This is a genomic window from Pseudomonas sp. GNP014 (assembly GCF_054344005.1).
This window is the reverse complement of record NZ_JBTGUS010000001.1, coordinates 1,536,600-1,550,815: the sequence shown is the minus strand read 5'-3', so window position 1 is coordinate 1,550,815 and position 14,216 is coordinate 1,536,600. Positions and strand designations below refer to the sequence as shown.

The 14,216-nt window shown below is 61.4% G+C and carries 12 protein-coding genes and 1 pseudogene; 6 read left to right on the top strand and 7 right to left on the bottom strand.

Translation table 11 applies throughout. The features are described from left to right. Positions 1–15 precede the first annotated feature (15 nt). From ACXX9E_RS07070 to ACXX9E_RS07055, 4 genes are all read right to left on the bottom strand, one after another. Positions 16–228 carry a hypothetical protein gene (locus ACXX9E_RS07070; protein WP_123470593.1) on the bottom strand — a complete coding sequence of 71 codons (213 nt, stop codon included), beginning with the start codon at positions 226–228 and terminating at the stop codon, positions 16–18. Between the two features lie 246 nt (positions 229–474). Next, positions 475–1,581 (bottom strand): agmatine deiminase, encoded by a 1,107-nt coding sequence (gene aguA / locus ACXX9E_RS07065; RefSeq protein ID WP_123470591.1) that lies wholly within the window; start codon positions 1,579–1,581, stop codon positions 475–477. A gap of 5 nt (positions 1,582–1,586) precedes the next feature. After that, positions 1,587–2,465, bottom strand: a complete 879-nt coding sequence (aguB, locus tag ACXX9E_RS07060) for an N-carbamoylputrescine amidase (RefSeq protein ID WP_128615437.1) — start codon at positions 2,463–2,465, stop codon at positions 1,587–1,589. A gap of 305 nt (positions 2,466–2,770) precedes the next feature. Further along, positions 2,771–5,683 carry an aminotransferase gene (locus tag ACXX9E_RS07055; RefSeq protein ID WP_186748410.1) on the bottom strand — a complete coding sequence of 971 codons (2,913 nt, stop codon included), beginning with the start codon at positions 5,681–5,683 and terminating at the stop codon, positions 2,771–2,773. Between the two features lie 165 nt (positions 5,684–5,848). On the opposite strand from ACXX9E_RS07055, the gene rfbC reads away from it, so the two are divergent. The 4 genes and pseudogenes from rfbC (at position 5,849) to ACXX9E_RS07035 (ending at position 10,077) form a co-directional block, all read left to right on the top strand. After that, positions 5,849–6,394 carry a dTDP-4-dehydrorhamnose 3,5-epimerase gene (rfbC, locus tag ACXX9E_RS07050; RefSeq protein ID WP_123470586.1) on the top strand — a complete coding sequence of 182 codons (546 nt, stop codon included), beginning with the start codon at positions 5,849–5,851 and terminating at the stop codon, positions 6,392–6,394. A 42-nt stretch (positions 6,395–6,436) separates the two neighbouring features. Next, positions 6,437–8,245: a sensor histidine kinase gene (locus ACXX9E_RS07045; RefSeq protein ID WP_128614180.1), complete on the top strand. Its 1,809-nt coding sequence runs from the start codon at positions 6,437–6,439 to the stop codon at positions 8,243–8,245. Then, positions 8,242–9,625 (top strand): annotated as a pseudogene (locus ACXX9E_RS07040) (sigma-54-dependent transcriptional regulator). The gene ACXX9E_RS07045 and the pseudogene ACXX9E_RS07040 overlap by 4 nt, the downstream one beginning before the upstream one ends. Then, positions 9,622–10,077: a thioesterase domain-containing protein gene (locus tag ACXX9E_RS07035; RefSeq protein ID WP_123470580.1), complete on the top strand. Its 456-nt coding sequence runs from the start codon at positions 9,622–9,624 to the stop codon at positions 10,075–10,077. Before ACXX9E_RS07040 ends, ACXX9E_RS07035 begins: the two are co-directional and overlap by 4 nt. A gap of 338 nt (positions 10,078–10,415) precedes the next feature. Here the strand turns inward: ACXX9E_RS07035 and cysQ are convergent, their stop codons facing one another. Together cysQ and nudE are read right to left on the bottom strand one after the other, a co-directional pair. Continuing rightward, positions 10,416–11,243: a 3'(2'),5'-bisphosphate nucleotidase CysQ gene (gene cysQ, locus ACXX9E_RS07030; RefSeq protein WP_123470579.1), complete on the bottom strand. Its 828-nt coding sequence runs from the start codon at positions 11,241–11,243 to the stop codon at positions 10,416–10,418. 11 nt (positions 11,244–11,254) lie between these two features. Continuing rightward, positions 11,255–11,821, bottom strand: coding sequence for an ADP compounds hydrolase NudE (nudE, locus tag ACXX9E_RS07025; protein WP_123470577.1), 567 nt, complete (start codon positions 11,819–11,821; stop codon positions 11,255–11,257). 88 nt (positions 11,822–11,909) lie between these two features. Here nudE and yrfG point away from each other — a divergent pair, with 88 nt between their 5' ends. Beyond that, the gene (gene yrfG, locus ACXX9E_RS07020; RefSeq protein WP_458555218.1) at positions 11,910–12,572 is read left to right on the top strand and encodes a GMP/IMP nucleotidase; all 663 of its coding nucleotides are present in this window, start codon (positions 11,910–11,912) and stop codon (positions 12,570–12,572) included. Positions 12,573–12,722: 150 nt separating this feature from the next. Here the strand turns inward: yrfG and lysM are convergent, their stop codons facing one another. Beyond that, on the bottom strand, positions 12,723–13,163 hold the full coding sequence (lysM, locus tag ACXX9E_RS07015) for a peptidoglycan-binding protein LysM (protein ID WP_186748416.1): 441 nt from the start codon (positions 13,161–13,163) through the stop codon (positions 12,723–12,725). A 138-nt stretch (positions 13,164–13,301) separates the two neighbouring features. On the opposite strand from lysM, the gene ACXX9E_RS07010 reads away from it, so the two are divergent. Beyond that, the gene (locus ACXX9E_RS07010) at positions 13,302–14,189 is read left to right on the top strand and encodes a LysR family transcriptional regulator (RefSeq protein ID WP_123470571.1); all 888 of its coding nucleotides are present in this window, start codon (positions 13,302–13,304) and stop codon (positions 14,187–14,189) included. The last annotated feature ends 27 nt before the right edge of the window (positions 14,190–14,216 follow it).

The window sequence follows — 14,216 nt, the reverse complement described above, 5'->3', positions numbered from 1 at the left end:
TCCCTGTTGTTTTTCTTATCCTTCCAGTACAGCCCACAACGCATCCAGCTCGGCCTCGCTGAACAGACCAGCGGGGTAACGCTCGATCATCATCCGGCGCGGATCAGGTTCCCTGATCTGACGCGTTCCATTGGATTTCAACCAGTGCGCGACAATCTGGAGCGATTCGCTGTTTACGGCCATGGGATGCAAAGTCCGCTCGCTGACTACGTTCACTTCGGCGTTCATTTCAGCGCTCTCTCCCCGTTCGTGAGCGGCTACGTTATCCAAGGTTTATGACAGAACTGTTGAAGTTCTCCCCCCCTCCCTAGTGTCCTTTGTCGGATACAAGAGCTATGCCAAGGTTTCTGATTTGTCGACAAGCGGATACAAAAAAGCCCGCAGTCCAATCGGGCTGCGGGCTTGTGCACGTGCATAGCGAGCTAATCGTTTTCCGGCTGATTTGCTAATCAACTCAAGCTGTTACGACTCAACTCACTCTTTGTGCGGCGCGGGTTGCTGTTGGGTAAGGCAGTGGATATTGCCGCCCCCCAGTAACAGTTCGCGGCCCGGTACCATCACCACTTCGTGCTGCGGAAACAGGTTCTGCAGAATTTCCCGGGCCGGGGCATCCATCGGGTCGTCGAAACTCGGCGCGATGATGCCGCCGTTGACGATCAGGAAGTTCACGTAGGAACCGGCCAGACGCACGGACGGGTTACGCTCCTGCGTACCGTCCACCGGATCGACCCCGGCGCATTCTTCTTCGGTCGCATACAGCGGGCCCGGAATCGGCATTTTGTGCACCGTGAACGAGCGCCCCTTGGCATCGGTGCTGTTTTGCAGCACGTTCATCGCCGCCTGGCAGCGCGGGTAGTTCGGATCCTGCGGATCGTCGGTCCACGCCAGCAATACTTCGCCCGGACGCACATAGCAGCAGAAGTTATCCACATGGCCGTCGGTTTCATCGTTGAACAGACCGTCCGGCAGCCAGATGATCTTATCCACAGCCAGGTTGGCGCTCAGCACCGCTTCGATTTCTTCGCGGCCCAGATGCGGATTGCGATTGCGGTTGAGCAGGCATTCTTCGGTGGTGATCAGCGTACCTTCGCCGTCGACGTGAATCGAACCGCCTTCGAGCACAAAACCTTCAGTGCGGTAACGCGGGCTGCGTTCGATCTCGAGGATCTTGCCACCGACCTGCGAATCACGGTTCCACGGCGAGTACAGGCCACCGTCGAAACCGCCCCAGGCATTGAAGTCCCAGTTCACACCGCGCACTTCACCGCTGTTGTTGATGACGAAGGTCGGGCCGCTGTCGCGCACCCAGGCGTCATCGCTGGACATCTCGACCACGCGGATGTTGGGCACGTCGAGGCGTGCGCGGGCGTTTTCATACTGGCCGGCGGACACGGCAACGGTCACCGGTTCGAAACGGGCAATGGCTTTGGCCACGGCTGCGTGTGCGGCTTGCGCCGGCTTGCCGCCCAGACGCCAGTTGTCCGGGCGCTCGGGCCAGATCATCCAGGTTTGCGTTTGCGGCGCCCACTCGGCCGGCATGTAGAAGCCATCGGCGCGCGGGGTACTTTTCAAGGTGGTCATCGGGATCAGGACTCCAGGGAACCGTCGAGGGTTTTCAACGCGCCGTACAGATTCGGCCGGCGGTCACGGAACGACCCCCACGCGCTGCGAATATGTTCGAGCTCGTCGAGGTTGAAAGTGTGCACAAGAATACCTTCTTCGGTTTTATTCAGCTCCTGCACTTTTTCGCCGAACTGGTTGGCGATGAACGAAGAGCCATAGAACGTGATGTCGTAGCCGTCCTGTTCTTCGTTGCCGATGCGGTTACTGGCGATCAACGGCATCAGGTTGGCACCGGCATGCCCCTGCTGCACACGCTGCCAGTGATCACGGGACGAAATGGTTTTGTCGTGCGGTTCACTACCAATAGCCGTTGGATAGAAGAGGATTTCCGCACCTTGCAGCGCCATGCTGCGCGCAGCCTCTGGAAACCACTGATCCCAGCAGATGCCCACGCCGATCTTCGCGTAGCGGGTGTTCCACACCTTGAAACCGGTGTCGCCCGGGTTGAAGTAATACTTCTCGTGGTAACCCGGGCCGTCCGGAATGTGGCTTTTGCGATAAATCCCGAGGTTGCTGCCGTCGGCATCGAGGATCGCGATGCTGTTGAAACGCGCACGGCCGGCACGCTCGTAGAAGCTGATCGGCAATACCACTTGCAGCTCTTTGGCGACCTTCTGGAAATGCTTGATCGCAACGTTCTCTTCTACGGTCGTGGCCAGTTGCAGATAGTCCGGATTCGGCTTCTGGCAGAAGTACGGCGCCTCGAACAGCTCCTGGATCAGGATGATCTGCGCGCCTTTGGCGGCGGCTTCGCGCACCAGTTTTTCGGCGGTTTCGAGGTTGGCTTCCAGATCCCACGAACAGGCCATCTGCGTGGCGGCGACGGTAACGATACGGCTCATGAATCCTCTCCGGGCAAGTGCTTTGACGGTCGAGAATTCGACCGAAAGAAAAAACGCGCGCACCGGAATGAGATCGCCATGCCGGAGCAATGGCGACTTTATAACCGATAAATATCGACTTTAAAAGCCAATAGAATGCCGCTCATCGACATTGACGCAATTAAAGCCGATATAAATCGAACTAAAGCCTGAAATAGATGTGGGAGCGGGCTTGCCCGCGAAAGCACTGGATCAGTCACCAAACAGGCCGACTGACACACCGCGTTCGCGAGCAATCCCGCTCCCACAGGGAGGATCTGCAGCGCTTACAAGCCTTCGGCGAGGACCCGATCAAGCATGTCGACGAAGAAATCCACGCTCTGACGTGAAGTCACCATCGGCGGTTTGATCTTGAGGACGTTGAGGTAGTCGCCGGTCGGTTGCATGAAAATCCCCAGTTCACGCAGGCGATCACACAGCCGCGCGGTTTCCTCGGTTGCCGGTTCCAGCGTCTCGCGGTGACGGACCAACTCCAGCCCCAGATAAAACCCGGAACCATGCACCGCGCCCACCAGCGGATGTTTATCGATCAACGCTTCGAGCCGTGCCTTGAAATGGCCACCGACCGTCCGGGCGTTTTCCCAGAGTTTTTCTTCTTCCATTACATCGAGCACTGCCATGCCGATCTGGCAACTCACCGGGCTGCCACCGGCCGAGGAGAAGAAATAACCTTCCGCTTCCAGCGCTTCAGCGATGTCCCGACGCGTGATCACCGCGCCCAGGGGCTGGCCGTTACCCATGCCCTTGGCCATGCATATGATGTCCGGCACGACGCCCTGTTCTTCGAAGCCCCAGAAGAAATGGCCCATGCGCCCGTAACCGACCTGCACTTCATCGGCGATGCACACACCACCACGGGCTCGCACCAGTGCATAGACCTGTTTCAGATAACCCGGTGGCAGCGAGATACCGCCGGCATTGCCGTACACCGGCTCGCAGATGAACCCGGCCAATTGGCGTTGTTGCCCGGCAATTTTCTCAAGCTGATGTTCGACGCTGCGCACGTAGTCAGGGGCGGAATCGAGGCCGCGGAATTCACCGCGATAGACGTTCGGCGCGGTCACCGGATGAACCCAGTCCGGACGACTTTCCAGGGCCTTCGGGTTGTCGGCAATCGAGGTCGACACGGCATCGGCACCGACCGTCCAGCCGTGGTAACCCTCCAGCACGCTGAGTATGTCGCGCCCACCGCTGTAGGCCCACGCCAGACGAATCGCGAGGTCATTGGCCTCGCTGCCGCTGTTGACCAGAAACACCCGATCCATGCCCTCCGGTGCCAGTTTCAGCAAGCGCTCGGAAAACTCGGCGACCGCCGCGTAGTTGAACCGGGAGTTGGTATTGAGCAGCGACCATTGCCGGCTCGCCACCGCCGCCATGCGCGGATGGCCATGCCCCAGCACCGCGACATTATTGAGCATGTCGAGGTAAGAGCGGCCCTGCATGTCGATCAGGTGATTGCGCCAGCCGCGCTCGATGCGCGGCGGGTCGACGTAATAGTGTTTTTGCGTGCGGGCGAAACTGGCGTCACGCCGCGCCAGCAGGGTTTTCGCATCCAGCTCCGGCTCGGCATCACAGGCCAGCCCGAGCAACGCGGCCGGCGACGGACACAATGCCTGCCACGCCGCCGCCCGGGCCGGCGTGCAGAACAGCGGGGCCGCCAGCTGCGCACCGCGACACAACTGCACGAGCAACGGGCCACTGACCGCGCCCAGCACCTGCCCCTTGACCAGCGCTGCGCCGCTTTGCAGCGAGGGCGTGACACCCCACAAGCGCACGCTGAGTTGCGGGCCGTCCAGCTGCAGTGCTCCCCCGGCCGTTTGATGCAGCACACCGGCAAACGGCGATTCCACCGCAGTGCCGTTCGGTACACGCAACTCGACATGCAACGGGAAAGTGTCCGGTTCGTCGGCACTGTCAGGGCGGGTGCGCGACAAACGGTATTGCCCGTAACGGCTTGCCGCCAGGCCATGGGCCGTCGCCGCTTCCGTCAGCAACCGCTGGTCAATACCGTCCTGTTCCCAGTTACCCGCTTCGAAATGCGGGCTCAGCACCCCCAGATCGATCAGCGCGAATTCCCGCCCGACCAGGCCCGGCAACAACGGCGCAAAACCTTCACTGTCGATGACCGGCAAGGCCTGGCCGACGGCGCTGAGGATCGCCGCCTCCATCAGCGCCAGCGGTACCGAGGTGGCGACGTGGAAGATTTCCCACTCATGGACAAGGTTGTCGCGGCTGTAATGGTTGCCGGGGTCGATGCTGACCTGCTGTTCGCCACTGAGCACCAGCACCGCCGCGCGGGCCACGATCAAGGGCCACAACGCCTGAAGTTCTTCGTGTTGCAGCGGATTGACCGCGTGATAGGCCTGAACCGCCGGCAAGATGACAAAAGGATCGCCACCGGCGTGATGCAATAGCGCGGCGCAGGTCACCGACAGATCGGTGATGCGCCAGGTGCGCACCAGATCGCCGAAGTCGATCACCCCCTGCAATTGCCAGTGCCGCTGCGCATCGCGCTGCCAGACGGCGTTGTCGTCGGTGATGTCCATGTGGATCGCCTGCACCGGCAGCTTGTCCTGCAACGGCTGCAGTCGGCGTTCGGCCTGTTCGGCGGCGTCGGCGATCAAGGCACGCTGCGATTCGTCCTTGATCACCGGCAACAAATGACTGATCAACGCACTGGCGTGGCGGGCGTCCCATTGCAGCGTACGCGCCAGCCCCGGATGGTCGAACCCGGCCAGCGCCAGATCCATCTCGCCGCAGAGCCGGCCAAACCCGGCCACCACGTCCTGCCCCAAATGATCGAGATGGGTCAGCGGCTGGCCTTCGATGTAGTCCAGCAGACGCACATGGACCGCTTCGCCACCGGCTTCCAGCGTCAGCAGATCCTGACCGTCATTGGCTGCAATCACCCGTGGCACATTCACCGCAGAATGCGCCGCGAGGTAGTTGAGGCCGGCATGCTGCGCCTGCAACTCCACGAGGGCGTAATCGCCCCGGCAGATTTTCAGGACGAAGCGCCCGCGCGCGCTGTCCACACGAAAATTAAGATCCTGCTGGCTACCGAGGGGGTGCAGCGTACCGCTGAGCCCGTAATGGTCTGCCAGCCATTGTCGGGCCTGCTCCTGAGAAACCTGCGGGCTGGGCAGACTGGCGCGATGGATCAACGTGGCGAGCGGCATGAAACGACCCCTGAAATTTTATTAGACGCCTATATCGCCATTGCTTCGGCAGATGCGCAACCCCCGCCCTTGCGGCAAGACACAAGTACTTGCGCGGGAACACTCGCGCCCTTTGGCACTTTGCGCAAGAATGGCGCCCATTCACCCCTTTCACTGGAAAACTTCATGAATGTAATCACCACCGAACTGCCCGGTGTTCTGATCATCGAACCCAAGGTATTTGGTGACGAGCGCGGCTTTTTTTACGAGAGCTTCAATGCCAGGGCTTTCCAGGAACTGACCGGGCTGACCCCGCACTTCGTTCAGGACAACCATTCGCGCTCGGAGAAAGGTGTCCTGCGGGGCCTGCATTACCAACTGGAAAACACTCAGGGCAAACTGGTGCGGGTCACGGCCGGTGAGGTACTGGATGTTGCCGTGGACATCCGTCGCAGCTCACCGCACTTCGGCCAGTGGGTGGCGGTTCGTCTGTCTGCCGCCAACCACCGTCAGATGTGGGTCCCGGAAGGTTTTGCGCATGGCTTCGTGGTCCTGAGCGAGTTCGCCGAATTCCTCTACAAGACCACCGACTTCTACACGCCTGCAGCCGAACGAAGCATTCGCTGGGACGACCCGGACCTGGCCATCGACTGGCAACTCGACGAAGCGCCGAAACTGTCGGCCAAGGATCAGGCAGCGGTGTTCTTCAAGGACGCTGACGTCTTTTCCTGAGCGTGGGCATAATGCGCCTGTCATTACAGGCGCATCCGGCACATGAAACCATCTCTCCCCCGTAGACCCCGCTGGCGCAGCCTCGCCCTGCTGGCCCTGTGCCTGGCGCCGCTGCTGTGGCCGCTGGAGCATCTGGCCGAGCGTTATTACCGCAGCGAACTCGCCGGACAAAACCGCCAGACCCTCGACCTCTACGTCGCCAACCTGCTGGGCACCCTGCACCGCTATGAAGTGCTGCCGCAGATTCTCGGCGACCTGCCGGCCCTGCGCGCCGTACTCGGAGCGCCGGACGACGGCGTCACCCAGGGCAATGCCAATCGCCTGCTGAAAAACATCGCCGCCCAGACTGGCGCCGAAGTCATGTACCTGATGGACACCAGCGGCCAGACACTGGCGGCGTCGAACTGGGACAAGCACGACAGTTTCGTCGGGCGCAACTTCTCGTTTCGTCCGTATTTCAGCGAAGCCATGGCCGGGCGTCTGGGGCGTTTCTTCGGCCTCGGCACGACCTCGGCCAAACGTGGTTACTTCTTCGCCGCCGCCGTGCGCAACGGCGAAAAGATCATCGGCGTACTGGTGATCAAGGTCGACCTCGACCACACCGAAAGCCTCTGGGGCAAAACCCCGGAACAACTGCTGGTAACCGACCATAACGGGGTGGTCATCCTGACCTCGCGCCCTGAATGGCGCTTTCGCTCCACGCGCGTCCTGAGCGATACCGAGCGCTCGGCCATCACGGCCATTCAGCCTTACCCGACCCGCGAGCCGCGTCCGCTGAATCTCAGCCCTGACGCGTGGCTGACGCAAACCCATGACATCGCCGAAACCGGCTGGAGCGTGAGCATTCTCGCCCCGCGCACGCTGATCGACCGCCCGGTGCGCACAGTGGTCGCCATCGGGGGTGCAACGCTGTTGGTGGTGATGCTGTTGCTCGGTTTGATGATGCAACGCCGCCGGCATTATCTGGAACGCATCGCCTTCGAAGCCAAGGCCCGCCGCGAACTGGAAGGCCGGGTCGCCGAGCGCACCAGCGATCTGGAAGGCCTCAACCGCCGCCTGAAGCAGGAAGTGCTTGAGCGCGAACAGGCGCAACAGGAATTGGTGCGTGCGCAGGACGATCTGGTTCAGGCCGGCAAACTGTCGGCGCTGGGCACGATGTCGGCGAGTATCAGCCACGAACTCAATCAACCGCTGGCGGCGATCCGCAGCTACGCCGAGAACGCCGAAGTGCTGCTCGATCATCAGCGCACCGACGATGCTCGCGGCAATCTCAAACTGATCAGCGAACTGACCGGACGCATGGCCTCGATCATCGCCCACCTGCGCGCCTTTGCCCGCCGCGACCGGCATGCCCCGGAAAGCGTGGCGCTGCAACCGGCACTGGACGATGCGCTGGCGCTACTCGCCAAACGCCGCCGAAGCATGGAAGTCGAACTGATCCGCGACCTGCCCGCCGCCACCCTGTGGGTCGAAGCCGGGGAAACCCGCCTGCGCCAGGTGCTCGGCAACCTGCTGGCCAACGCCCTCGATGCGCTGACCGAAAAAGGCCCGCCGCGCAAACTGTGGCTGAGTGCCGAATCCACCGCCGACGGCGTCAATCTGTACATTCGCGACAACGGCCCGGGGTTCTGCATGGAAGCCCTCGGTCGCGCCAGCGAGCCCTTCTACACCACCAAGACCCGCACCCAGGGCCTTGGGCTGGGGCTGGCGATCTGTGAAACCCTGATGCGCGCCTTCGGTGGTGAACTGTCGTTCGCCAACCACAAGCAAGGTGGCGCCTTGATTACCCTGCGACTGCGCGCCGGCGCACCCGGGGTCAGCCTGCAACCGTCCGAGGATCGAAGTGCATGACCATCGACAATCGCATTCAGGTGGTGTTGATCGACGACGATCCGCACTTGCGTCAGGCCCTTGGCCAGACTCTGGATCTGGCCGGTCTGAAAATCCTGCCACTGGCCGAAGCCAAAGGCCTGGCCGGGCAGCTTGAACGCGACTGGCCAGGCGTGGTGGTCAGCGACATTCGCATGCCCGGCATGGACGGCCTGGAATTGCTGAGCGAGCTGCACGCTCAGGACCCTGAGTTACCCGTGCTGTTGATCACCGGCCACGGCGACGTGCCGTTGGCGGTGCAGGCGATGCGCGCCGGTGCCTATGATTTCCTGGAAAAACCGTTCGCCAGCGATGCGCTGCTCGACAGCGTGCGCCGCGCCCTGGCCCTGCGCCGCCTGGTGCTGGACAACCGCAGCCTGCGCCTGGCCCTCAGCGACCGCAATGAACTGAGCGCCCGACTGGTCGGCCACTCGGCCCCCATGTTGCGCCTGCGCGAACAGATCGGCGCACTGGCCGCAACCAAGGCCGACGTGCTGATTCTCGGCGAAACCGGCGCCGGCAAAGAAGTCGTCGCCCGTGCGTTGCACGACCTGTCGAGCCGGCGCAACGGCCCGTTCGTGGCGATAAATGCCGGGGCACTGGCCGAGTCGGTGGTCGAGAGCGAACTGTTCGGCCACGAACCCGGTGCTTTCACCGGCGCGCAGAAACGCCGGATCGGCAAATTCGAATTCGCCAACGGCGGCACGCTGTTCCTCGATGAAATCGAAAGCATGAGCATGGATGTGCAGGTGAAGTTACTGCGCATGCTGCAAGAGCGCGTGGTCGAACGCCTGGGCGGCAATCAGCTGATCCCGCTGGACATCCGCGTCATCGCCGCGACCAAGGAAGACCTGCGCCAGGCCGCTGATCAGGGTCGATTCCGTGCCGACTTGTATTACCGCCTCAACGTCGCCCCGCTGCGCATTCCGCCGTTGCGCGAACGCGGTGAAGACGCGCTGGTGCTGTTCCAGCATTACGCCGATGAAGCCAGCGCCCGCCACGGTCTGCCCCCACGAACTGCAGCCGGCACAACGTGCCTTGCTGCTGCGGCACACCTGGCCGGGCAACGTCCGTGAATTGCAGAACGCTGCCGAACGTTTCGCCCTCGGCCTGGAGCTGGCGCTGGACAACGGTGGCACCGATGGCGGTGGCAGCGCCGTGGAGGTCATCAGCGGCGGCCTGAGCGAGCAAGTGGAAAACTTCGAGAAATCGTTGATCGCCGCTGAGCTGGCGCGCGCTCACAGTTCGGTGCGCAGCCTCGCCGAAGCCCTGGGCATTCCGCGCAAGACCCTGCACGACAAGCTGCGCAAGCACGGGTTGAATTTCGCCGACAGTAATGCCCACGGAGACGAAGCCGAATGAACCGCGACAGCCGCTATCTGGAATCGGTGCTGCATCACGACATTCCGCTGACCCGCGAGATGGGCCTCAAGGTACTCGACTGGCGCGAGCAACAGTTGAGTCTGCACTTGCCGCTGGAGCCGAACGTCAATCACAAGAGCACCATGTTCGGCGGCAGCCTCTACTGCGGCGCGGTGCTGGCGGGCTGGGGCTGGCTGCATTTGCGCCTGAAGGAGGAAGGCATCGAAGACGGGCACATCGTGATTCAGGAAGGCCAGATCAGTTATCCACTGCCGGTCACCGGTGATGCCACGGCGATTTGCCCGGCACCGGAAGCGCTGGTCTGGAAGAAGTTTCTGGCGATGTATCAGCGCTATGGGCGCGCACGGTTGACGCTCAATACGCGGATCGTCAACGCGGGAAGTGATGAGGATGCTGTGACATTTACCGGGCAGTACGTTTTGCACCGTTAAAGATCAAAATCCCCTCACCCTAGCCCTCTCCCGGAGGGAGAGGGGACTGACCGAGAGGTCTTGCGTCAGACATCGACCTGAAAGATCGGCAGCGATTATGGATTCAGTAAAGCTGGCTCAAGTCGGTGAATCTCTCCAGCATCCCCCAATCGGCCCCCTCTCCCTCCGGGAGAGGGCTGGGATGAGGTGCCTTGCGTCAGACATCAAGCTGAAAGATCGGCAGCGATTATGGATTCAGTAAAGCTGGCTCAAGTCGGTGAATCTCTCCAGCATCCCCCAATCGGCCCCCTCTCCCTCCGGGAGAGGGCTGGGGTGAGGGGAATCGAGAGTCCGCCCACTTACCCCCGAGCCAGCTCCAGCAATCTGGAACGCCACGCCGCTTTCGCCGGCAGCGCCAGAAAGAATTCATTGAGCAGCGATTCCCGCGCGGGATAACAGAACGCTTCGCCCTGCAGATCCAGCACCTCGCCGCCGGCACCCTCAAGCACGCCCTGTGCCGCCGCGGTGTCCCATTGCGACGTCGGCGCCAGGCGCGGGTAGCAATCCGCCGCGCCTTCGGCCAGCAGGCAAAACTTCAACGAACTGCCGATATTCGCCAGTTGCAGCTCACCCAGACTCGCACTCAACCCGGCCAGCAACCGCTCTTGCTCAGGGCTCGAATGCCGACGACTGGCGACCACCGTAAAGGCCTCGCCCGGCCCTGGTACATCGCGCACCTGAATCGACACCGGCGTCCCGTCCTTGTCGCAACGCCAGGCACCCAGCCCGGCGCCGCCGACGTAGAAGCGACCATTGGTCGGCATCGACACCACGCCAAACACCACGCGACCGTTTTCGATCAGCGCGATGTTGACGGTGAATTCTTCGCTGCCGCTGATGAACTCCTTGGTCCCATCCAGCGGATCGACCAGCCACCAGCGCTGCCATCCGGCGCGCACGGCTTGCGGAATATCGGCGTCCTCTTCGGACAACACCGGAATATCCGGATCGAGCGCCGTCAGCCCGGCGACGATCAGATGATGCGCCGCCAGATCCGCAGCGGTCACCGGCGAATCATCGGACTTGGCACTGACTTCAACGCCGACGCGCCAGAACGGCAAAATCGCCTCGCCGGCCTGCAAGGCGAGTTCGACCACCGGCGCCATCAATGGATGGGGAAAATTCATCGACACCTCACTCATGACGTAAAGTACCCGCGCTGCGTCAACAGATCACGGGTCAGATAAAGCGCGGCCAGTGCGCGGCCTTCGGAGAATTGCGGGTTTTGCGCCAGCGCCGACAGTTCACGCAGGTTGATCTTGTCGACCCGCATCGGCTCGGGCTCATCACCCTCCAGACGCTCTTCGTACAGATCGGTGGCAAGCACTACCTGGATTTTCTGGCTCATGTAACCGGGCGACAATGACAGCTCGGTCAGGTGCTCCAGTTGGCGTGCGCCGAAACCGGCCTCTTCCTTGAGCTCACGCTCGGCCGCCGCCAGCACATCCTCACCCGGTTCGATCAAGCCTTTGGGCAGCGACAATTCGTATTCGTCAGTGCCGCCGCAATATTCTTCGACCAGCACCGCGTGTTCGGCATCGAGCATCGCCACAATCATCACCGCGCCGTAGCCCGCACCTTTGCCGACCAAACGCTCGTAAGTACGCTCCACACCATTGGAGAAACGCAGCTTCAGTTCTTCGACACAAAACAGGCGACTGGTGGCGACGATCTCGCGGGCAAGTACGGTGGGTTTCTGGCGCATGCAAAGCTCCTTGGCGTGAACGCGCTACTATAACGCGGCTTTCCCGATTGTTTATGTCGGATATCTTTCTACCGCTCGAGACGTTGCCATGCCTTCTTTACCGTGGTCTGACATTGATACCGTTCTGCTGGACATGGACGGTACGTTGCTGGATCTGCACTTCGACAATCATTTCTGGCTGGAACACCTGCCCCAGCGTTACGCCGACCTGCACGGGGTGAGCCGGGCGATGGCCGAGATGGAATTGCAGCCGCTGTTCGAACGCCACGCCGGCCAGTTGCAATGGTATTGCCTGGATTTCTGGAGTGCCGAGCTGAAACTATCGGTGCGTGAACTGAAGTTGGAAACGGCGCATTTGATCGCGTTGCGCCCCGATGCCGACACCTTTCTGCATGCGATCAAAAACGCTGGCAAGCGGGTGATCATGATCACCAACGCCCACCGTGATTCGCTGTCGCTGAAACTGGAACGGATCGAGCTGGCACCGTATTTCGAACGGCTGATCAGCTCCCACGACTACGGTTTCCCCAAGGAAAATCCGCAGTTCTGGGATGCCTTGCAGGCAGATATCGACTTTGATCCGGCACGCAGCCTGTTTATCGACGATACGTTGCCGATTCTGCGCAGTGCGCGGCGTTTTGGCGTGGCGCATCTGCTGGCGGTCAAGGAGCCGGACAGCCGCAAAGGGCCGAAGGACACCGCCGAGTTTGCGGCGGTCGAGGATTACCGCGACCTGATCTCAGGCTTGTAAATCCATTGTGCCGAGGAAGCTTGCTCCCACTGGAGGCCGAAGCCCACACGTTCTCGACAGACGCGCAGACTCACGCATCTCGCGCTTGCCGGTTTGGGGGCCGTTGCGCGGCCCAGCGGGAGCAAGCGTCCTCGGCACAAAGGTTTGGCTTTACTTCGGAATACGAAGCTTCTGTCCTGGATAAATCTTGTTCACATCCTTGAGCATCGGTTTGTTGGCTTCGAAGATTTTCTGGTATTGGTTGGCGTTGCCGTAAACCCGCAACGAGATCGCACTGAGCGTGTCCCCGGCCTTCACTTCGACAAACTCGGCGGCCACGACCACCGGCCCGGTCACGGTGATCTGGTCCTCCACACTGCCGATACCGGCAATGTTACCCACGGCCAGCAAAATCTTTTCCTTTTCCTCCTGGCTCGCCACCTCACCGGTGACCGTGACCTTGTCACCGTCGACGGTGGCCTGCACATTCGGATTGCCCAGCCCGACCTTGCTGATGTGTTCCTTCAACTGCTCGCTGGCATTGGCATTACCCGGGGTCAGCAGATCAATCAGCTTCTCGCCGGCTTCTTTCACAAAGCTCAACAGACTCATAGCGCACACTCCTTGATTGGGGATCCAGACGTTCAAGCCTAGACCACATCAGCCACACCCGGTTCCAGGCCGACCAATGACCCTGGCCCCGCGCAAGCGCTAGAATCGCCACCCCTGCCAGCACTCACCGGAGCGAAGATGGACATCAAGCAGCTGAAATTCCTCATCGCCCTCGACGAAACCCGCCACTTCGGCCAGGCCGCCGCCCGCTGCCACATCACGCAACCGACGTTGTCGATGCGTCTACGCAGCCTTGAAGAAGAGCTCGACCTGCCGCTGGTCAATCGCGGTCAGCGCTTTGAGGGTTTTACCGCGCCGGGCGAGCGAGTGCTGGCGTGGGCGCGTTCCGTGATGGCCGCTTACGACGGACTGCAGGCGGAAGCGGCGGCGTGTCGCGGCAACCTCATCGGCACGTTGCGGCTGGGTGTCGTGCCGCTGTCGAGTTTTGATCCGCTGCCACTGATGCAACGTTTGCATGCGGCGCACCCGAACCTGCGTTTCGAAATGTCGGCGCTGAGTTCCGAGCAGATCCTCGAACACCTGGCGAACAACCGCATCGACCTCGGTGTGTCCTACCTCGATCGCCTGGATCATGAACGTTTCGAATCACTGGCTTTCAGCGAGACCCGCATGGGGCTGCTGTATGACCAGCGCAGTTTTTCCTTCGGCGAGGCAGCGTTGAGCTGGGAAGCGCTGATCGAACTGCCGCTGGGCATGCTGACCAGCGGGATGCATTTTCGTCAGTCCATCGACCACAATTTCCACAGCCGTGGCCTGACCCCGCAGCCACTGTTACAAACCGATGCCGTCCATCAATTGTTACAGGCTGTGCACGGCGGCTTTTGCTGCGCGATCATGCCGCTGGACGGTGGCCTGGAAAAACTCACCGATCACCTGCGCCTGCAACCGATCGAAAACGCCCAGACCCTCGCCCCAATGGGCCTGATCATGCGCCGTGGCGCCCCGCGTTCAGCGCTGGCCGAGGCCTGTTTCGCGCTGTATCAGAAATCACCGGCAAGCACTTGATCGACGACATCTATCAATAGATCGACA

Bases quoted from the DNA above. Each gene is read 5' to 3' on its own strand.
- nudE (WP_123470577.1), bottom strand. From the start codon at position 11,821: ATGCGCCAGAAACCCACCGTACTTGCCCGCGAGATCGTCGCCACCAGT.
- ACXX9E_RS07070 (WP_123470593.1), bottom strand. From the start codon at position 228: ATGAACGCCGAAGTGAACGTAGTCAGCGAGCGGACTTTGCATCCCATG.
- ACXX9E_RS07035 (WP_123470580.1), top strand. From the start codon at position 9,622: ATGAACCGCGACAGCCGCTATCTGGAATCGGTGCTGCATCACGACATT.
- yrfG (WP_458555218.1), top strand. From the start codon at position 11,910: ATGCCTTCTTTACCGTGGTCTGACATTGATACCGTTCTGCTGGACATG.
- aguB (WP_128615437.1), bottom strand. From the start codon at position 2,465: ATGAGCCGTATCGTTACCGTCGCCGCCACGCAGATGGCCTGTTCGTGG.
- aguA (WP_123470591.1), bottom strand. From the start codon at position 1,581: ATGACCACCTTGAAAAGTACCCCGCGCGCCGATGGCTTCTACATGCCG.
- ACXX9E_RS07010 (WP_123470571.1), top strand. From the start codon at position 13,302: ATGGACATCAAGCAGCTGAAATTCCTCATCGCCCTCGACGAAACCCGC.
- lysM (WP_186748416.1), bottom strand. From the start codon at position 13,163: ATGAGTCTGTTGAGCTTTGTGAAAGAAGCCGGCGAGAAGCTGATTGAT.
- cysQ (WP_123470579.1), bottom strand. From the start codon at position 11,243: ATGAATTTTCCCCATCCATTGATGGCGCCGGTGGTCGAACTCGCCTTG.
- ACXX9E_RS07045 (WP_128614180.1), top strand. From the start codon at position 6,437: ATGAAACCATCTCTCCCCCGTAGACCCCGCTGGCGCAGCCTCGCCCTG.
- rfbC (WP_123470586.1), top strand. From the start codon at position 5,849: ATGAATGTAATCACCACCGAACTGCCCGGTGTTCTGATCATCGAACCC.
- ACXX9E_RS07055 (WP_186748410.1), bottom strand. From the start codon at position 5,683: ATGCCGCTCGCCACGTTGATCCATCGCGCCAGTCTGCCCAGCCCGCAG.